The following is a 23,540-nucleotide window of genomic DNA, read 5'->3' on the forward strand; positions in this document are numbered from 1 at the left end:
AGCCTAATTGATAACTATTTTTGTATTTTATTAATTATTATCTTCACTATTATCTTCGAAAATATTTTTGTACTTTGTCGGATATAGATATGATAATTTTTTATTTATTGAGCGGAAAGTACCTGGATTATAGATGGTGTCATCATTTCCAAAATAAGAATATTTTTGAGTATCAACAAAAATAAAATTATTTATTTTATTAGCAGTACCTTGTTTTACTAGACCTAATAAATCTCCATTGTAATCATATACTGCAGAACCGGAAGAACCACTATACAAGTCAAAATATTCAACTTCAGAGTAAACCGCACCATTAAATGATTTAGAAACATTTGTCGGAGAGCTCAAATGCACTTTCACAGAATTAACACCGTATAAATATTCTCTATATCTAGATGCTTCTACGTTACCATAAGGATTTTTTGTAGGAACTTTTGGTATAGAACTAATATATGCGTTTAAATTTGTAAATGAATTTATGTATCTTGATAATTTGGAAATTTTAAGTGGTTTTAAATTTTTGAAATTTAAAATATGATTTATTGCATTTTTTTCTTGTTCGGTTAAAGTTTTATCGTTGATTGGTTGCGATAAGTCTTTTCCTTCAAATTTTTCAAAAATAGGTTTAAAATCTACAATTGCAATTAGTAAATCGGCGCGATTTTTTTCTTGTTCCATGTATGAAGTGTCGTTGTAATTTTTATATTGTTCTTTTTCGGGTGTTCTAACTTGTTCAATACCCATGTTATCTTTAAATTTATCAAATACATTTTTATTGTTATTGGTAAAATCGATGATCATTTCATATTTAATAGCTTGATTTTCATCAGTAAAATCAAAATTATATAAATTACCATCAACGTTTATATTTTCGATATTTTTTGGCTTGTAATAAACCGGTTGATTTTGATTTGTGGTATTTTTTGATATTAATGTAGGTGCCAAAATTTCACCCTTTGCAATTGATAGAACTTCATTACCACTTTTATTTTTAGATACTGTAGCCATATTTGCATTTTCTGATTTTAATGTTACTCAAACATGATAATTTGAAAAAGTTCAAAAACGATAGTCATTTGGATCGTCGTTTACTTTGGCAAAAATATTCCATGTACCGTCTGATTTATTAGAAAGAGAGTAAGCTCTATTTCTACCTTCTTGTATACCTTTGGAATTATCTTCTTTAAATAAACGTTTAGATATTTCTTCAGGTTTTGGAGTTTCTTCTAAATGATTTTCTATATCTCTAAGAGAAATTGTTCCATCCGGATTTGTTTCTTGACGTTTTAAAGTATTTTCTTTTAGTTCGTAAGTATCATTATAAGCAGTAGCACTAGTCTGTATTGATAATTCATCTAACTTTTGGTTTTCTTTAAAACTCAAGTTTTTTGTTTGATTTGCTTTTGGTTGTATCCAATAAACAAATAAATCAGCTGTATTTAAATAAATAGAACGACCGGATGATGAATTATGTTCTCAAGTTGTATTATTTAAAGTTACGTCGTTATTTCTTGTTTTTATTTTTAATTTTAGTGTGTTATTATTTGATAACTCTAAATTAAAACTAACTAATGATCTTATTTTAGAAGCTATATTAGATTGAAAATTATTATTTTCTGAACTTAAATTATACATAAAATCAACATCATTAATCACTTTATCGTTTAATATATTTTTATAAGACACAGGTATAGTTACTCTTGAATTAACATCGTTAAATTCGCTCCAATGTAGAGCATTTTGAGGGTTAGGATTAAATTCAAATGTTATTCAAAAAATAATATCTTCGCTTGGTATTTGATTTAAATTTACTATGGAATTTAAATCTTTAGTTATTATTGCTAAATCTTTAGATGTATTAATTTTAAAAGGTTGCTTAGCTAAATAATCTCTTGTCTTAAACCAATGTAAGGATTGTTCGACATTATTTTTAATAATTTTGTAATCTATAAACTCTTCACCTAATGGTTTTTGTCTATTTTTATATAAAGTTTTTAAATTATGAACTTCGTAATTATAGTTTATTAGAGTAGATAAATTATTGATAGAAAAAGGCAATTTATTTTTGTTAGATTGATTATTTTCAAATAATTCTTTTTTATTTAAATTTAAATTCGTAAAATTAACATCGGTACTTTCGGGTACATCAAAATTATATAGTTGATCACTCAACTTTTGGTCATTATTTCAATTGAAATTAAAGTTAAAATATGAATTTGTATTATAGTTTATTTTCTCAACTACATTTATATACTCATCATTTGAAACTATATCCAACGAACTTAGTTTATATTGTATTTGTTCTTGCAGACCATTTAAATTAAATTTTCATAATTTATCAAAAGGAACATAAATTCTTTTAATTTTTTGAACTCTATTTTTGTCATCGAATTTTTCATCTTCATTTTCTATTACTTTTTCCCCGGGCCCAAATAAACTTGGTGTTGTATGTGATTTTTCTTGATATATCTTTTGCTTTGCTTCAAAAGTTAAAACAAAAATTTTATCTTTTAAATATATCAATTGTTCTTCGTTTCAATTTAGAGATATTGAACCAAAAATATTTTTATTATTTTCATCTTTGTAAAGGCTAAAATTGTTAATTTCTAAATTTCTAACAGGTGTACTAGTGATTATATTTTTTCCGTTTAGAGCTATTAAATAATTTTTATTATTTGCTTCAATCATAGTAACTACATATTTAGAGATTTTTTTATCTAAATCAGAATTATTAATTACTAGTTTGTCACCTTGTTCTAAAGTTGCGTCCACTCATTTTGATCAATTTTGACTTTGATTTCAACTTTTTATCAAAAGTCTCGGATTATTTAAATTTAAATTAGATTCCTTGTTTAAAATAAATTTTGTATTACTTTCGGAATATTCTATTTCGCTAAAATTAAGTTCGGATTCATAATGTATTTTATCATCTACTTTTTGAATTGAATCATTATATCTTTTATTTAACTCACTAAAATATTTTTTGTACGATTCGTTAGTTTGTAAAGATTCTTTCGTCAACTCGATAATATTTTTTATACCTTGGTCATTGATGCTAAATTCGTTTGCAGGTTGCAAACTTCTGTATGTAACTCTATCTGAATCATTTTTATTTGATAAATGAGAGCTTTTAGTGCTATCAACTTTTTCACTCTCAATTTCTTCATCATTTATTTCATTTGGAATAATGTTTTTTGTTCTAAAAGTAAAATTATATTTTTTAATATTTAAATTATTAATGTTTTCTTCATTTTCTATTTTAATTTCGTCAATTTGATATTCAGTATTTTCGACTAAATCATTAAATTGAAAAGTAACTTCCAAAATATTATCATTTTGCTTTGCGACATTACCTAAAACAAAATTACTATTTTTTAGTTTTGCGAGTATTTTCGAATTATTTTTATAAATGACTTGATAATTCTCGATTTTTAAACGATAAATAGCACTATTTGTTGTGAATTGAGATTCTAATTGATCTTCTTTTAAAAACTTATAGTTTACATTGTTATCTTCGATATTTTCTTCTTTATTAAGTGTTGATTCATCGATGGTTGTATCTTTATTACTTGAATCTTTATTAATATCTTCAGTTATTTCATCATTTTCGACATTGTTAGTATTATCTTTACTATCTTTTTCAACTAAAGATTTCTCTTTTTTAGATGATTCTTTCTTTTCTTCATCAATATCATTAGCGTTATTAATTTTGTTTAACTCATTAGAATCATTGCCTTTATCAACATTATCTTTTTTATTTTGTTTAGATATATTTTCATCATTAGTTTTAGTTTTGGTTGGTTTACTATATTTATTATTTGTTGAACAAGCAATAACAGGAAACATTATTGATGAAGTTAAGGGAATTATTGTTAAAAATTTTATTTTTTTCATTTTTGCCTTTCGAATTGATATTTTTATTTTACTACTTTTATTTTTATATCTTTAAACATAGTTAAAAAATAATTTTTTAGCGGTTATTACTAACACTAAATTTTAAAAAATATCTAATATATCACAAATGAAAAAAAATTTTTCTTTGTGATATACTTATCACAAAAATTGAATAAGAGGGAAAATATGAAAAAAAGACATTTTTTTAGTTGCATTTTAATGGCTACTAACATTTTGATTTCTAGCACTTCAGCAGTTACTACAACAAACAATAACGAAAATATTTTGCCAGTAAAATATGATGGTAGAGGCGAAGGTTATATTACACCCATTAGGCATCAAGGCCTTTCCAATTTATGTTGAGCATACTCAACAATAGCGGTGAGCGAAATAAATATGCTCAAAAAAGGATTGTTTGTTTCGCCTGATACTCTTGATTTATCAGAAAAAAACTTGGCATATAAAACTCTAAATAGAGGTATAGGAGAAGATTTGCTTCATAATACTGATTTTGATAATAATTCATCTTTATTTTGGGAAAAAAGCGGTTCATCACCTATATATGCAGGTTATTCTCTTCTACAATGAAATAAATTGAGAAACGAAAATGATTATGAATGAGAAAAAAATGGTAATAGCACCAATTTCATACTTAAAGATTTTATAAAAATCCCAGATAAAAATACTATATCTAAGGAAAAAAGCATAAACGAAATTAAGTTTGCCGTTAAAAACTATGGTGCGGTTTCATTTTCTTTTTCCGCGGTTGATCTACTAAGCAATAAAGGATATAACTTTTATAATCAAGAGGCTAATAAATATAAAAATTTTACTCATATAACTCATGCGGCAACTATAATAGGTTGAGATGATACTATTTCAAAAGAACAATTTAGTTCTGACACAAGTCAAGATGGTGCTTGAATAGTTAAAAATTCATGGGGCACAAACTCTGGAGAAAATGGATATTTTTATTTATCGTATGATTCTAATATTTCCGAGTTATTTACTCTAGACTACACAAATAAATCGACTTATGAAAACAATTATTACTATGATGGTTCCTTTAAAGATATTTATGGCGATCTTTTTAAAGAAGCAGCCGTAACGTTCCAAGCAAAAAAGGGCGATAAAAATCATAAAGAACAATTGAAGGCGATAAATGTTGGTTTTGAGGGTTTAGATAGTGAAATAGAAATTAAAATATATAGAAAAACCGAGAATCCTAATCCTAGAAATTTAAAATTAGGCGAGTTAGTTCATTCTCAAAAAAAATATTTTCACAATGATGGTTTAAGAACTATTGATTTAGATAATCCTATCGAGATTGAGCAAGGTGAATGATTTACTGTGGTTGTTAAAATAAATAATGAAAACGAATATGCTAAACTAAAATTTTCTGATGAATTAAATACACAGAACGATTTTAGTTTCATTAATCAAAACGGAGAATGAAAATCTAGTCAAAAAGCTTATAACGGAGCAACTGCTCGTATTAAGGTATTCACTAATTCAGAATATATAAATAATTCATCTAATAGCACAAACAAAGATCTTAAATATGCTGAAATTAGTTTGAACAAATATGACTATCATTTAGATCAAGAACACGGTGATGATTTTATAAATATTAAATATAATGGCAAAACATTAGTTTTAAATCAAGATTATAAACTTGAATACCAAGAGGTTTTGGATAAAGAAGGTGGATTTTACTATGATATAGCAAATTGCGGATATAATAAGGTTAAAATTATTGGTATAGGTGATTATTCTGGTGTTAATTATGCATTCTTAACAATAAGAAGAGGTTTGGAACATAAATATAACTCCTCCAATTCAATAACAATAGGTAAAAACATCAATAATACTAACGAAATTAAATTAAAAAAGGGATGAACAATTTTAAATCCATCAAAATTAAGTGATGACGATAACGTTATTGATGTTATATATAACGGAGATAAAGAAAAATACTACAAAATTAATCAAACTAGCCTAACTTTAATCCGTAGTGATTTAATTCAAGACAAAATTGAAATCCAAAAACCAAAAAATGAACAAAATTATAAACCTGAAACGATTGTCCAAGAAAATAACAAAAAGAAACAAGAAAATAAAGATAATTTAGCCTCAATTACTAAAGAAAAACAGGTTGATACTAAAAATTCTAACAGTAGTTCTAAAAATAACAATTCAAACAATTCGATTGAAAATAAAAAATCTGACATTCACAAAGAAAAAGATAAAAAAATAAATTCTAAAACTGATAAAAGTCAAAACAAACAACAAAAAGTTTCTCAAAACAGATTTAACGAAAACAAAAAAACTAAAAGTTTTGTTAAAACAAAATTAGGTATTTTTACAATAATATCTAGTTCAATAATAGCTCTTTTAAGTATTTTTATACCTACATATTATTTTTTAAGAAGGAAAAATAAAAATAATATAAATTCTTAATTTTAGCATTTTTATTTGCAAATTTAATTTATGTGTATAATAAATATAGGAAAATGTTATGAATAAAGAATTAATAGATATAAATGCCAACTTATATATATATATATATATATCAGACTAAACAAATTTCTAATACTTTTAAAAAAATAATAAAACCATATTTATGATAAATGTGGTTATTTTTTAATGCAAAAAAAACGAATTAAAGTATTAGAAACATTTTCAGGTATTGGCGCACAAAATAAGGCAATGAATCAATTGAACAAAAAGTACAACAAAAAGATATTTGAAATCAAAGCAATTGCCGATTGAGATGCTAGAGCTAATATAAGTTATGCTCAAATGCATCATAATTTAGAAGGGAAATATTTAAAAATCTTACAACAACACAATTTAAATACGGAAGAGCAAATAAATTTCTTTTTAAACAAATATACCATTTCTTTAGATTCTAAAAAACCTTCCAAAATAACTCAAAAAGACTACGAATTTAAACAATATTTAGCAGCATCAATATTATTGACCAACAATCAAGTTGATATTACTAAATTAGATCCGAATATATTAGAAGAAGAAAAAATCGATTTAATAACATATTCTTTTCCTTGTCAAGGGTTATCAGTCGCAAGTATGGGTAAAGCTAAAGGAATAAACAATGTTGAATCAACTTCTAATTTAGTATGAGAAATTTATAGAATTTTAAATGAATCAAAAGAAAAACCAAAATATTTGGTTATGGAAAATGTAAAAAATTTATTATCTCAAAAATTCATAAAAGAATATGAAGATTGAAAAAAAGTTTTAAAAAAATTAGGATATAAAACTTTCACCACTGTTATAAATGCATTGGATTCTGGTTCAATTCAAAAGAGAGAACGTGTTTTTGCAATTTCAATTTTAGATAACTTAAAAAGCCCTTTTAAAAATGATCAGGAATTTAAGAAATATTTAGATAAAAAAATGGAAAAGAAAAAATTAAACATAAAAAATAGAGAAAAATATTTTAATAAAATTTTTGATTTTGAATCTAACGAAAAAAACGATGATTTTATAATCAATAATACTCCATCACGTGAAAGAATGATTCAATTACAAATTAATAAAAAGAAGGTTTTAAATAACTCTACAAATTTTGTAATTGATACTGTAACGACAAAACAAGATAGAATACCAAATGTAGGTATTATTGAATATAAGAATAACAAAAACAACAAACTACCTTATAGATTTATTTCAACTAAAGAAGCTTATATGTTGATGGGGTTTGAAGATAAGGATTTTGATAGTTTAAAAAATTTAATAAAAAAGAATATTTTAACTAAAGAATCGCTATATCGACAAGCTGGTAATTCTATAGTTGTACAAGCAATAAAAAATATATTTGAAACAATTAAGGAAATAGAGGACTTAAACTATGAAAAAAATGACTAAAGAAGCTCAAAACATAATTAAAAATCAGGGTGTTGAGCTTTGATCAATAGGAACTGACATAGATAATTATTTTGACTTTTTAAAAAATAATGATGTTAAAAAATATTTTAACAATAATTTTTTGGTGAAAATAACTAATTTAAAAAAAATATATGGAGATGATGAAAATGCAAATAATATTTATTCTCTAAATATAATCGATAAAGAAAGTGATGCAAAAAAACTCGCTCTTTATAAAGAGAATTTATCAATAAGCACATATAATCAAATAGTAAATGTTTTATTAGGATTAAAAATTATTGATTTATATAAAGATGATTCTTATAAATTCAACACTCATTTTAGTAAAATAATTCAAAGTAAAGAAAATTTGATTGAAGGATTTAAGGAATATATTAAGTTTTACATAAAAACTTATTCCAAACCATATTTATTTGACGTAATAGATAATGCTATTCTTGAAGAAAAAGCTTTATTTAGTTCAAATGAAGACATTCAAGTAGTTAGAATGTTAACTAATATTTATGTTAAATTTGATTCAAAAGAATCCAATTTTATTGACTTTTTAAAACTAAAAGCTAAAAATATAAATTATTTTGAGTACTTTTATAACGAATATTTCAAGCAATATGATGATATATTAATTTTATTAAACGATAATCTATCTTCCTTTTACGAAAATTACGAAGTAAAAGATTATTCATGAGTTAAGAAAAAAGTAGAAGATTTTAAATCTTGGAGCGAAACTTATCGTTTAATGAAAGAGTTAGATATTGAAAAAAATGCGTTATCTAATTTAATCGAAAAAAATGCTAGAGAACAACTTTATAAAGACGGAAAACCTATTTTTGCACACTTATTTAGTTTAGGTGAGATTTTAAATGATGGAACAAAATTCTATGTACCTTCATTTCAAAGAGTTTACATGTGAAATGGATATTTGGTAGAAGAATTAATTGAAAATATTTATTCAAGTTTACAAAATAAAAATAAGACAAATAAAGAACAATATGCATTCTTTAATAATATTATTTTGTCTTTTTCGCGTACTAATGTAGAAATATTGGACGGACAACAAAGATTGATGACATTTATAATTTTATTAACTGTTTTATTAAAATTATCTTTAGTATTTTTAGATGCATTTAGAGAAGAAGAATACATTTTGGATAACGAAGATTATCAAAATTTATTACTTTTTAGAGATTTCTACTATGATGTAGTTTATAAAAGACGTATTGATGAATTAAAATCAAACCTTGAAACAGGTGATTCAGAAAACTTTAATACAATTCATAGTATTTTAGGAGATTTCAATACAAGAGGTGATAATAATTATATAAACAACGCAATAGAGTTATCTAAAGTTATTAGTTCATATTTTTATAAATTAGACCTAAATGGTTTAAAAAGATTTTCGGAATTTGTAATTTTCACACTTAAAAATGTCAAATTTACTACAACTATTTTTACCGAAATTTATGATAACCCAACAGAAAAAATTAATATTTTCAAAAATATTAACTTGCATAGTAAAGAATTAAGTGTTTTAGACCTAGTTAAAAGTAGTTTAATTACTTATTTTGATAACTATAACTTACAAAATAAAAATATAAGTATTGAAACAATAGTTAACCTAAACAAAAACATATTTGATAAATATTTTAGAAAAAATCAAAAAGAAACTAAAGATGCAGACATGAATCTTTTAGAATTATTTTATAATTCGATTTATGTTTCAAACAATTGATTTGCAGAAAAAAGAGTTATAGAAGATAAATTTAGCATTTCAAAAAACTCAATTATATATAATAAGTTTGAAGAATTAACATCTAAAATTAACGCAACTATAGAAGATGATAAATACGAGGAATTTTACTTCATTTTTTTCAAGAAAATAGTTTATTTTGAATTTGCAAGAACTGGACATTTAAACAATTTAGATAGTATAGTGAATAAAACTCTTAATAACGGATTAACTAAAGAACAAATAAAATGATTTAATGACTTTAAATCTACTTTACTTGAATTTCCTGTTTTATCATATCAAATATATAATCTAACAAACGATGGAAACTCAAAAGTATTTACACCTTTAATTTTTACCATTTTAAATAAATTTAATTTCTTTAATAACGAAATAAAAGATATTAAAAAATATGTAGCAAAAATTAGTAAATTAATTTACGAATTAGAACGCTTTGAATTTTTATGAAAAAACACAAATTTTGCAGGTGAATCTTTAGGTAAAAAAATAATTGAATTAAGTAAAGTTTTCTTGGATAAAGGCCAATTGGAGGACATAAAACAAATTGATGATCTTGAATTTGAATCAAAATTAAAATTATTTAGAGACGCTTTATTTAATATCCACCCAGAACTTAGATCATCATTGTACATTAATCCAGAAACAGGAGAATATAGATCAAATGAAGTTCTGAGAGAAAAATTAAATGAAACTTATAATAATCATAACTTAGAAAAAAGTGATCTTAAAATTAATAATAACGAAAGAAAAATATTACTAGCAAGAATTAATTCATTTATCGTAAACGATTATAATAAATTCGAAAATGAATTTACTACTGTTAATAAATTTGATGATTTTAAAACTAATTATGGTTACGAGTCAGTAATCAATAAAACTAACTTAGAATTGGATGATCCAAACGAAGAATATAATGAAAAAGAAATTATGAATTATATTCATAAAATAGGTAATGGAGCTTTATTTAACGAAAAAACAATCAAGGCATTTAATGCAAAAAATTCTAAGTTAAAAGAAACTTATAAGGTATCTGAAAATAACTTAATTTTATTTGGCGATAATTTTAAATTGGATAAAAATATATCATTATCACAATTAAATACAAAAGATTTAGATGAATTCGAATTACTTAATAAAAAAATTAAAATAAATAATTATGAAGCTAAAGAATATTTCGATAACATAAACAAAAGAAGTGATCAAATAATAGATATATTAATGGAATTATTTGGGTATAAAGATTAAGAATCTAAAAATAAATAAAAATTAACATTTCGTAAAATGTTAATTTTTTATATCGAAGTTTACTTTTTTAAAGTAACTTTTAATTATTTTCTTCAATAACTTGTCCATTTAACATTAATTTTAATATATCCAATGTTTTCTTTTGTAGTCAATCTTCACTTTCATTGTTTTTTATTTCAGAATTTATTTTGTCTACATTTTCTTTTAATTTATTAGATCAATAACTTTGATCTATATTCATTTTTCTTTCTTTAAAAGCAAAATCATACGATTCTTTTAAAGTTTTTAAATAAATTAAGTTATAAATAGAAATTAATTTTTCGTTTTTATCAAAAATCTGATTTAAATATTCTTTATTTTGTGTATCTTTCTCTTTAATTATTTTTGATATTTCATCAGATAATTTTAGTAATTCTTTAATTGCGTTATTCATCATTTTTTCAATTTCGGAAAAATTGTGGTTAGATACCGATAAATCAACCGTAAATTTTTCTATTAATTTTTGTATCTTTTCCTTAAATTCATTTTCTTTGGATTCGTCAATGTTATTTTTTTCTCTTCATCAGTTATTTAGCGTTTCTGTTATATATTTATGACTAAAACTATTGAATAATCCTAAGATTTCATCATTGTATTTTTTTCTTAGTCAATACAAGTCGGTTTCATCTAATTCTTCTTTTGTTTGATTTTTATTTTTTATATCAGTTGTATTTTTAGAATCATTATTACTGTTTGATTCTTTAAAATTATTTTTGACGTTTTCTTGATCGTTATTTTTACTTTTTGATTCTTTGTTTTTTATATTTTCTTCTACTCTTAAACTATCGTTTATTTTTTGGATAGTAGTTTTAGGACTTACAACATTTTTATTATTTGTTTTTTCTTTAGATTCTTTTTGATTGTTCATTTTACTATTGTCATAATTTAACTCATTATTAGCACAACTAAAAGATATTAAACCTACCGAAGGGAGTGTTCCTATAATAAATAATAATTTAGCTATTTTTCTTTTCATTTTTAATACCTCTCTTAAAAATTTTGAATATTATAGCATAAACAAATTTTGAAGAAAATAAAATTAATATTTTTAATATCTAATTATTTGTTTTCATTTTTTTGATAAAAATAAAGTAATATAATTAAAATATATTTTAATTATCGTAACATTATCATTGTAATAAGAAAGGTAAAAATGAACAATAAAATACTAGAAAATTTGAAAATTTGAAAAAATTCTTTATTAGATTTAACTTTAAGGAATAAAGCATTAAATTTTAATATTTTTTCCGAAAAAAATAAAATCGGTTTACCATTTATATCTCCAAATTTAAAAATATTTTTAAATGAAACTGCAAACTACAAAAACATAGATATCGAAAACTTGGATCTTAAAAAAATGAATTTAACTTCTATAGACTCTAAAATAGACTTAGATATATTGCTAAAACATAATATTAATGTAAATAATAAAAAATCTATTTATTCTAGTGTAAATGGAAAAGAACAAACTGATAGATTAAAAAAACTTTATAAAAATTACATTTCATTTCAAGAAGAATTTGCTATCAATACATTATTTGTTTCAGTCGGATATTTAAAATGATTTGAAAATCTAGAAGATGATAAGGAACATTTCGCTCCGTTAATGTTAATTTCAACAAATTTAAAAGAAGAGAATAAAAATAAAAAAAGAATTTATCAACTTAATTTCGATGATGAATCAATATTACAACCTAACGAAACACTTTTACAAAAATTAGAAACTGCATACAAAATAAAAATAGATATTTCTGTTTTGGATAATGAATTGGACAATTATTCAAAATATATAAAATTCAAAGAACTAATTTCATCTAAATTTAACGATCCTAGATGAGAGATTATTGATCAATTATATTTATCTGTTTTTAACTTTAGCAAAATAAACATGCATAAGGATTTAGAAGAAAATGAAGATAAAATAGTATTAAATAATTTTATAAAATCAATTTCTGGAGATGACCAAAATATAGAATTCGAAAAAATAGATGAAACTAATATAGAAGAAAAATTTAAAAGCAATGAGTTATATCATGTTTTAGACGCCGATTCGTCTCAAGAAATTGCTATTCAAAAAGCTATTCAAGGTCAAAGTTTTATTCTTCAAGGTCCGCCAGGAACAGGAAAATCACATACAATAACAAATATAATTAGCGAATTACTTGCGAGAGGTAAAAAGATACTTTTTGTTTCAGAGAAAAAAGCAGCTTTGGATGTTGTTTATAATAACTTAAAGAAAATAGGGTTAGAATCATATTCAATCCCAATTCACAATGAAGATTTAGACAAAAAAGTAATCTTGAACGAACTATACAAATCACTTGAAAAAGGTAACAAAAATATTAATATAATTAATTCTCAAATTGAAAATATTATTACTAAATATAGTAATTCATCTAATTTTTTGAATAATTATGGTAGAGAACTTCTCTTGAAAAGAGAACCTATTAAAATGAACTTATATCATATGATTTCAAATTATTATAATTTAGAAAAATATGATGATGTATATTTTAAAATTGATAATTTTAATAATTTAAACCTAGAACAAGTAGAAAAAATCTCGAATTTATTGATCGAATTTGAAGAAAGAATGAATTTTTTTGATAAAAACCCTTTCGTTAATTCGTGATGAGGACTTAAATGAAATTCGTATAGCGAATTAGAAAAAGAAGAAATATTATCGCTAATATATAGCGTTAATTCAAAAATTTCAAATATAGACAATTTGTTAATTCAAGAACACAAAGACTTTACTTTTAATAAAGAAAAATTTGCATTTAATATTGAATTAATTACGGATATTTTTAAAAGAATAATTGATTTTAAGAATAAATATCAGTTAAAAATTGATATAAATGCTTTCACTAAAGATTTAAATATTGAAATTGATTTATATCAAAAAATATTTGATGAATCTTCAAAAATTGACACTTTAAAAAGTAAATTGGATACTCTGTATAATTTAGAAAAAATTAATTTATTTGACTTTAATAAAGTTAAAAATATTTATTTAGATAACAAAAATAAATTTTTTAAATTTTTAAATTCTAAATGAAGATCAATAATTAAAGACATAAATAGTTTTTCAAAAGAATCAAAGGCAAATTTAGAATTATTTGAAGACAATATTAACTATATTATTGAGTATAAAGATAGAAAAAAAACAATAGAAGAATGTGCAAGTAAGCTAAATTATAGAATTAATGATTATAAAACCGATAATATAAAACAAACTTTGGATATGTTAGTTTTGGTTTCATTTATTAAAGAACAAGAAAAAAATAGTAATTTTAGAATTAATATTCAAAACTTTATAATGATGGTTAACGATGATTTTGGTTATATTAAAAATTTAAATACATGGATAATGGATAATAATCAGTGAATACAAAATATTAATTCACTACAAAATTTGTTTAAATCAGATATTCTAAACCTTAAAAATTTAAATAAGAAAGATTTAGAATCAAAATTGGATAAATTAATTTCCGATCAACCATATATACGTTCTATTACTGAATTAAATAACAATATTATTGAATTAAAAAATAATTATTTATATGACTTCGTTGACAAAATTTTTGAATTAAAAAAATTAGAAAATTACAAAGAAATATTTTTAAAAAGACTATATAAATTACTAATAGATTATCACTTAAACCAAACTAAAGATTCATACAAATTCACAAATACTACTTTAGAAATAAATAAAAAAGAATTTTCTTTAATAGACGAAGAAATTAAAAAAATAGCAAAAATAAAAACTGACGCAAAATTACTGAGTCAAATTCCTTCTATGGAAGGTATTGGTGCTTCAAATCCGGAGATAAAAATTTTAAAAGCAGAAGCTAATAAATCTCGTAGAATTATGCCTTTTAGAAAATTATTTCAAAAAATACCAAATTTATTATTACAATTAAAACCATGTCTGATGATGTCTCCTTTATCAGTAAGTAAATATTTAAGCGGAACTGAAATAAACTTTGATGTAGTTATTTTTGATGAGGCATCTCAAGTTAGACCAGAAAATGCTATAGGTGCAATTTATCGTTCTAATCAACTTATAATTGTAGGTGATAACGAACAATTACCACCGACAAGTTTCTTTGATTCATTAAATGATAATGAAGAGATTCATGAAGAATATGAAGATGAAAATGATATTTCCATTAAAGGTTTTGATTCCATATTAGAACTATCAAATATAGCACTTCCAACCATTAAATTAAGATGACATTATCGGTCAGAATTTGATCAACTAATTTATCCTTCAAATTATGAAATATATGATGATTTAGTTACATTTCCAGCAAGTAGAATTCCGGGACGTTTTGAGGCTATTCAATTTCAAAAAGTAAGTGGTATTTTTGATAGTGGCATAAACAAAGCTGAAGCTGAAACGGTTATTAATATCCTCGAACAAATAATGAAGGAAAAAGGAACAAATATATCTATAGGTATAGTAACATTTAATATTAAACAACAAATGTATATAGAAGGATTAGTTGAAAAATTTAGAGATAAACATCCGGAATACGAGCCGTTTTTTGATAGAAAAGCAAAAGAACCCTTATTCATAAAAAATATTGAAACGGTACAAGGTGATGAACGTGATATTATAATTATTAGTAGTGTATACGGTAAAGATATTAAAGGAAATATTTCAATGCATTTTGGGCCAATTAATCATAGTAACGGTTACAAACGTTTAAACGTTGCTTTTACAAGAGCTAAAAAGGGTGTAATTCTTGTCTCATCATTATCTTGAACTGATATAGATTTAGAAAGATCTAGTTCGCGTGGAATAAAATTCTTTAAAGATTATTTAAAAATTGCTGAGTTTGGAATTAATAACGAAATAATCAATTTAGAAAATGATATTAATAAATCAGGATTTGAAGATGAATTATATAACGAATTGACTAATAAAGGTTTTAAAATAAAAAAACACATTGGTAATTCTGATTTTAAAGTTGATTTGGCAGTATTAGATCCAAATAATGAAAATAATTACTTATTGGGTATAGAAATAGATGCTGAATCATATAATTGAGCAAAAACTACACGCGATAGAGATAAATTAAGACAACAAATTTTAAAAAATAGAGGATGAAATATATATCGTGTTTGAAGTGTTGATTGATTTAGAAATAAAAGTCAACAACTTCAAAAACTTTTAGACGCTATCGAATCAGCAATAAACTCAAACCAAAATAAAAATATAAACGAAGATATAAATGAAGCTCTTATGAATAAACCAAATATCATAAGAGAGGATTATAGTGAGACCATACAAGAAAGAGCTGACGAGGAAAATTCGAAAGTAAATAACATCAGTCAAAATATAGATAAAAACTATGATACCATAAATCAATATTTTATTGTTGAAGAAAGAGAACCTGAAGAAATAGAATTTAATATATGACCAAACTTTGACTTCAATACAATAAATAATATGCTCTATGAACTTTTTGACGGAAATAAAGAATTATTATACAAAACATTGATAAAACAATACAAAATAATACACGAAAAACAATTGCAAAATATATTTAAATATTCATTTAATACATCTACTTTTAGTAAAAGAATAAGAGAAGTATATGATGCAGTTATAAATAGATTTAAAAACGAAGGTTTTATTAGAATAGAAAAGGGTTATGATGACACTCTTGATAATAATTTTATTGTTCTAAACGAAACTGATACAGATGAAATATTATTTTACGGGTATAACGAAGAAAATAAGAGAAAATCAAATGAAATAAGTGTGTATGAATATAAAGATATAATATTAAAGATATTAAAACAAATACATTTTATAGATCGCGGTTCTTTACATAAAAAACTATTAGAATATATCGGTTATAAATCTACAAATCTGCAAACTTCCAGAATTTTCAATTATGTTTTAGAAAAAATGATTAATGAAAATCTAATAAAATTTAACGAAGATGCAAATATATATAGTTTAATTGAGTAAAAAATAAATATAAAAAATGCACAATAACAAGTTGTGCATTTTAAATTCAACATTTTTATATATCTAGAACTTATTTTTTGGTAAATATATGTAACCATCAATACTTCTAACATCTGTTATTGAAATAAAAGCATCTTCGTCAACTTTACGTACATCGTTTATTATTCTATTTACTTGTCTAAATAATGTAATAGATGTAATAACATAATATCCGCTTGAACTATATCCACCTTTTGCTTTAAATTTGGTTAATCCTGAAACGATTTTCTTATCTGAAGAAATAACATTTGCGATTTGATTATGTTTTTTCATTGAATAAATCTCGACTTTAACCAATTTAAATTTTGGATATAATTTATTTAAAACTGCAATATATACAACGTTTGTTAATATTGTAGCAACAAAATTAGGAGATAAGTATAATTCAAATTTTCAAGCTTTTGAAGTAATATCTTTAATTAATTCAGGATTAGTTGAATTAGCATTAGCTTGATCTAATAATATAGAACCAGGTAATCATGAACCTAATAAAACACCAATTACTACAATAATTATATTCATATATCCAGAAATTGATCCAAATGATTTTTGTTTTTCGTTAGCGTATCATTCACCTATAATACCCGTTACCCCTGCTGTACCACCTATTATTTGAATAATAGCAAAAACTCACGCAAGAAGAAATCCGTATACTGATGCTGAGATAAATAAAGCAATTATATTACCACCATCGTTTCATAAAAGAGGAATAATAGAACTTAGAGATTCTTTATAACCTCCGTCTATACTTTTGAAAACTTCTTTAATTCTTGGATTAGAAAAATCACCTATTAATGAAAAATTTGAACCAGGAATAATACCTATTGAAAATGATATTATCGATGATACAACTAAGAAAATAACTGTTAAATGCCCGAATACTTTACCTATTTTTTTATACCCAAAAATAAATATAGGAATACTCAAAATAATATAAGCAATCCAAAATACAAATTGTTCAATTAAATTTCTTGTTATTACGCTAATTCCTGAATCAGGTTTAAAAAACACAACTATCAATCTTGCTAACGATTGACCTACGGCGGCAAGACCAAAATTATATATACCTACATTTTTAACCAAGAAAACACTTATAACACCAAAAAAAATAGCTGTAATCACAGTGATTAAGATTAATTTTCACATCGGCATTATTGAATATAATCTATTTAATTTAAGACCAAAATTAGACATTTTAGTTCTATTATAAATAGTATTTTTCTTAACCAATCTATTTCTTATTTGTTCACCAGAAAATAAAACGTCAGCAATATCCTGATCAAAATTATTACCTGTTATTTTATTTATCAAGGACTGTGAATCATTTGAATATTGTTCAATTATATTTTCGTCTAAAATACATTCTTTTTCATTTTGGTCTATATCAAGATCAACTTCTTTTTGATTCTTATTATCTAAATTATTGTCCATTTTAAAATACCTCCTTATTATTAATTTTAAAAATAAAAATGTAAACTAGTTACATTAATTGATATATTTTTTATTATACTATTATTTTACATAAAAGTTTATAAAATTGGTTAAAAAACCACATTTTACATAATTCACATATTATATCATATTTTTTATAAAAAGAAGTTTAAAAATATTAAATACAATTACTAGATTAGTTACTTTGTTTCCTTTAAAATAATGTTGATATGGTTTAACCATATGAAAAATATGATACAAAAATAGTTAATTAGAGGTTAATAAAAATGTTAAAAAATAATATTAAAAAAATTATTTATCTAGGAATAATGAGTGCAGGAGTAGTTAGTTCAGCATCATTAATTTTAGCAAACTCAAATCAAAATAAAAATGAAAATAAAAACACAATTGTTAAAGTTGATAAATTATATGCCGAAAATAATTCTACAATTGCAGAAGATTTAAGTCCAACTGACGAAGAACAAGAAAATCTAATCGTTGATGGTTCAACTGCCACAGCTTCTTCACAAGAAAGCAATAATCCGGCCCCAAATGCTATAGATGCCGCTAAAACTTCAACAAGATGAGCATCAAATAAAGGATCAAGTCCTCAACATTTAGACGTAAAATTAAAAAATGCAAGTACAATTTCTTCTTTCTTATTAAATTTAGAACGTGCAAACGTAAGAGAATTTAAGATATTTGCAACAACAAATGAAACATTTGCAAATAATGACGAGACTGAAGAAAATCTTATTTTTCACTTTAATGTAGATGCAAATAGTAGGGAAAAAGATTTTAAAACAAACTTTAATAAAATATATAAAAACGCAAAAAATATACGTATTAAATTTTTACAATATGACGCTAAAGGAAAAAATAGTAATGTAAATTGAAGTAACGTATCTATAATGAATTTTGAACTTTATAAAAGACCTATAGAAGATTATAGTCCCACAAGTGAAGTGCAAGAAAATCTTTTAGGAACAAACGCTACTGCAACAGCTTCAGATGACGAAGGTTCTGGTAATACTCCAGATAAAGTTCTTGATGATAGCAAAACTACAAGATGAGCAACAAATAATAGCCAAAATGGTGAACAAAGAACATTAGATATTCTTTTAGTAGAACCTAAAAATATTTCATCATTTAATTTATTATTAGAGAGATCTAATGTCTCTGAATTCAAAATATATGCCACAAGTTTGGATGATGTTAATAATATTGAAAAACAAGAAAATCTAGTTTATAGCTATAATGTTCAACCAAACGATAGAACAAAAGATATAAAAGGAAACTTTGTAAAAACAATAAAAAAAGCAAAAAGAATAAGAATCAAATTTACCGATTATCAAGCAAACGGTAAGGATGATAGAATTGGATGAAGAAATGTTTCTGTTTTTAATTTTGAAACTTATAAAAGATTTATCGATTTATCTACGCCTCAACAATACCCAGCAGATCTTATAAGCGATACTAACCCAAATGACACCGCAGCTACAAGCGAAATACAAGAAAACAGATTAAAAAATCAAGCGGTGGTTGCTAGTGCAATAGAAAATAATACATTAAACGCAAATAAAGCTGTAGACGGAAATAGAACTAAACCATCTAGATGAGGAACACCAAGAGTAAATAATAATGATAATAATTTTGATCCAGAAGATAGAATATTGACCATCAATTTAGATGGAGGTAAAACATTATCATCATTTAACATTCTATTTGAGCGTGATAATATTTCTGATTTTGAAATTTACGCATCTTCAAAAGCTATGGACGCAAACATTGAAAATGAATCAAATAAAGTTTATTCATATAATGTAAATAACAAATTAGATGATCGTAAAAAAGAAATTACTGCAAACTTTACAAAACCAGTAATTAACGCAAGAACATTAAGACTTAAGATTAAAAATTATCAAGCAAATGCAAAATCAGACCATGATGGTTGAAGAAGTGCCGCTGTAATTGAGTTCGAAGCATACAAAAAACCAATAGATTTTAACTCTGGATTTTATCGGGTACAATCAACATTAGAAAATTGAAAACCTACATTAAATGAGGAAAAAACAAAATTAATATTACCAGAAGGGTTAGATAATTCAAAATTAAAACTATTTGCAGATTATGAACAAGTTATCGATGAACAATACAACGTTTATCAACCATTAACTGATAAAACTGTTGTTCTTGATTTAAATTACAAAGACGGAAATAGAGAATTTAATAAAACATATAATTTCGTAGTTCCAGGTAAACATACACAAGTTGAAGATAAGAACCAAAAACCAAAAGTTGCAGTTGAGATTTCAGAATGATATTCAGACAGTAATGAAAAACTAACTTTAAATGAAGATTTAAAAGTATACTTTAAAGGTGAAATAAACGATAAAATTAATGCTGTATTTAATGAATTAAAAGAGGATTATAAAGAATTATTTGGAAAAGACCTAGAAATCTTAAAGACCGATTCAAATGTAACTAACGGAAATATTTTATTTGATTTGTCAGAAAAATCAATTGGTGGTTTCGATAACGAAACATATTCAATGAATATAAATGATAACGTTACAATTAAAGCCACTGATGCCGTAGGAGCTTACTGGGCAACACGTACATTATTGCAAATGATAAAACTCGACCCTGAACAAAAACTTGTTAAAGGAGAAATGAAAGATTATCCTAAATTCAAGAAAAGAGGTATGTCATTTGACGTAGGTAGAAAAGCAGTTTCTATGGATATTCTAAAAGATATCGTTAAACAAATGTCATGATATAAAATGAATGATTTCCAAGTTCATTTAACAGATAACTTAATTTTCTTAGAAGATTACTACGACCAAGCAAAAGGCTCAAACAACGCGCTTAAAGCATATTCAGGTTGAAGACTTGAGTCAAGCCATAAAAATGATGAAGGTGTTACATTACATAACCAAGACTATCATTATACAAAAGCTGAATTCAAAAACTTTATTGATCAAAGTAGATTATTAGGTGTTGAAATCGTTCCTGAATTAGATTTTCCAGCTCACGCAATAGCATTTACTAAATTACACCCAGAATTAGCAGTTCAAGGGTACTCACAATTTGGTGGCGGAAGAAGATCTCTTGCTGATCACATTGATATTAGAAAACCAGAGGCAGTAAAATTAATTAAAGATATTTTAGATGAATACGTAAATGAAGGTGGAATTTTCGATAAAACCACTGGAACTAATGTTCATATTGGTGCTGATGAATTCTTCTCTGATCATGACGCTTACTATAGATTCGTAAACGATATGTTCAAGTACTTTAAAGAAAAAGAAGTTCAAGTTCGTATTTGGGGAAGTTTTAAATGATTTAAATCTAATACCGAAAAAATTGATGAAGATTTAAAAGAAAACGTAATTATGAATATTTGAAGTTTACAATGAGCAGATCCTGTTCAAATGTACAAAGAAGGATATTCATTAATTCATACATTAGATCAACCAACTTATATAGTTCCTAACGGGAGTGGTCGTCAAGGTGCATACAATGATAGATTCAATGTTAGTGGAATTTATAATGGATACGAAGCTAATGTAATTGGTGGAAATAGAATACCTGCAGGATCAAAACAAATGCTAGGTGGTTCATTTGCTGTTTGAGGTGACTCGGTCATAGATACTCACCATAGTGGACTTACAGAATATGACGAGTTCTTAAGAATAAAAGAAATGATTCCATATTTTGCAACAAGAGTTTGAGGAATTGGTGACGGCTTAGATCAAAACTTTAACGATTACACAAACAATGTAGTAAATAAATTAAATTTAGCTCCCGGAATTAATCCAGGTCATGAATTTACATTAAAAGATTATGATAAACAATTATTTAATTTTGATTTATCAGGTAAAAATGATAATGAAAAATTATTATCCAAATCTGGTGAAGCGGTAAAAATGGAATTAGGAGAAAATACATCATTAAGCGAAGATTTAGTTGGTGAAGATATTACAACCGCTATTGAACTTAAAGGTGGTAATTCACAAGTTAAATTGGGATATGGAAAATTACCATTTAATACAAAAATAACTTTCAAAATTAAACGTCAAGAAGTTGATCAACCTGAGGAAATACTATTCTATGCTCCAACTGCATATGGACAATTAGCAATTAAAACCAAACAAAAAGATACAAATAAATTTGGATTTAGTCAAGAGTTAAACGATTATTCATTTGATTATGAATTACCAATCGGTGAGTGACACGAAATTAGTTTAATAACAGTTCCAAATAATAGAATGGTTGGAATTGTGAAATTATTTGTTGACGGAGAAGAAGTAGGTGGTGTACCAGTAGGTACAAATTATGTATTCAAAGATGGTAGACAACATACATTTAATGGAGCTTCAAGTTTATTTATTCCGATGGAATATTTAGGTTCTAAAGAAAATTCATTTAAAGGTTTAATAAAAGATCTTAGACACGATAAAGATTTCACTATTAACAAAGTTGAAAAAGATTCATTAGAAAGACCAGAAGTATCACTAAAAAATACAGTTGATTGAAATAATTTTGACATAAAATATTTGGACATACCTTCTAACGAAGAATATGATTATAAAGTTGAACTATCAAAAGTTGATAAAGATAATAAAATGGTTATGGGTAAAGTTATTATTAATAAAAAATCAAACCCTGAAATTAAAGTATCTAAAAACTTTATTTTAGATAATAGTTCAGTAACTAATATTGATTCAAATACAAGTGATAACGCACCAAGTCAACCTAAAACAACAGTAGATGAAAATACCACAACACCAAGTGACAATCAAAAAGACGACAAAACAAATACTGATTCAAATACAAGTGATAACGCACCAAGTCAACCTGAAACAACAGTAGATGAAAATACCACAACACCAAGTGACAATCAAAAAGACGACAAAACAAATACTGATTCAAATACAAATAACAATACTCCAAGTCAGCCTGAAACAACAGTAGATGAAAATACTACAAAACCAAGTGACAATCAAAAAGACGACAAAACAAATACTGATTCAAATACAAATAATGATGAAAATAGCAAAAAAACAAAATCTAAAAATACAACAGGAATAGTTGTAACAAGTGTTACAATATCAAGTATTATGGCATTTTTAGGATTGCTATTAGTATTCTTTAAAAGAAGAAAAAAATCTAAATAAAACTACTTAAAAACAACACAAAAAAGTGTTGTTTTTAATTATAAATTAATTGCATTTTATGAATAAA

Annotated in this window: 8 protein-coding genes; 5 read left to right on the top strand and 3 right to left on the bottom strand. The window is 24.4% G+C overall.

Annotation, left to right across the window (positions count from 1 at the left end; all coding sequences use genetic code 4):
- Positions 1-30 precede the first annotated feature (30 nt).
- The gene (locus tag JXZ93_RS01905; protein WP_205852561.1) at positions 31-3,894 is read right to left on the bottom strand and encodes a hypothetical protein; all 3,864 of its coding nucleotides are present in this window, start codon (positions 3,892-3,894) and stop codon (positions 31-33) included.
- Between the two features lie 186 nt (positions 3,895-4,080).
- Between JXZ93_RS01905 and JXZ93_RS01910 the strand changes: the two genes are divergently transcribed.
- The 3 genes from JXZ93_RS01910 to JXZ93_RS04170 all read left to right on the top strand — a co-directional run bounded on the left by JXZ93_RS01910 (position 4,081) and on the right by JXZ93_RS04170 (position 10,798).
- Positions 4,081-6,354: a C1 family peptidase gene (locus JXZ93_RS01910; RefSeq protein ID WP_205852562.1), complete on the top strand. Its 2,274-nt coding sequence runs from the start codon at positions 4,081-4,083 to the stop codon at positions 6,352-6,354.
- A gap of 186 nt (positions 6,355-6,540) precedes the next feature.
- A complete protein-coding gene (locus JXZ93_RS01915) occupies positions 6,541-7,785 on the top strand; it encodes a DNA cytosine methyltransferase (RefSeq protein ID WP_205851798.1) in 1,245 nt (414 codons plus the stop codon).
- Complete coding sequence (locus JXZ93_RS04170; RefSeq protein WP_205852563.1) at positions 7,769-10,798, top strand: DUF262 domain-containing protein; 3,030 nt, start codon at positions 7,769-7,771, stop codon at positions 10,796-10,798. Before JXZ93_RS01915 ends, JXZ93_RS04170 begins: the two co-directional genes overlap by 17 nt.
- A 79-nt stretch (positions 10,799-10,877) precedes the next feature.
- Here the strand turns inward: JXZ93_RS04170 and JXZ93_RS01925 are convergent, their stop codons facing one another.
- A complete protein-coding gene (locus tag JXZ93_RS01925; RefSeq protein WP_205851796.1) occupies positions 10,878-11,813 on the bottom strand; it encodes a hypothetical protein in 936 nt (311 codons plus the stop codon).
- Between the two features lie 177 nt (positions 11,814-11,990).
- On the opposite strand from JXZ93_RS01925, the gene JXZ93_RS04175 reads away from it, so the two are divergent.
- Positions 11,991-16,823, top strand: a complete 4,833-nt coding sequence (locus JXZ93_RS04175) for a DUF4011 domain-containing protein (RefSeq protein ID WP_205852564.1) — start codon at positions 11,991-11,993, stop codon at positions 16,821-16,823.
- 63 nt (positions 16,824-16,886) lie between these two features.
- Here the strand turns inward: JXZ93_RS04175 and JXZ93_RS04180 are convergent, their stop codons facing one another.
- Positions 16,887-18,293, bottom strand: a complete 1,407-nt coding sequence (locus tag JXZ93_RS04180) for a DUF2179 domain-containing protein (protein ID WP_205851794.1) — start codon at positions 18,291-18,293, stop codon at positions 16,887-16,889.
- Positions 18,294-18,580: 287 nt separating this feature from the next.
- Here JXZ93_RS04180 and JXZ93_RS04185 point away from each other — a divergent pair, with 287 nt between their 5' ends.
- Positions 18,581-23,473, top strand: coding sequence for a family 20 glycosylhydrolase (locus JXZ93_RS04185; protein ID WP_205852565.1), 4,893 nt, complete (start codon positions 18,581-18,583; stop codon positions 23,471-23,473).
- The last annotated feature ends 67 nt before the right edge of the window (positions 23,474-23,540 follow it).

The sequence above is a fragment of the Mycoplasma sp. CSL10166 genome (assembly GCF_017116885.1).
GTDB lineage: Bacteria > Bacillota_I > Bacilli_A > Mycoplasmatales > Metamycoplasmataceae > Mycoplasmopsis.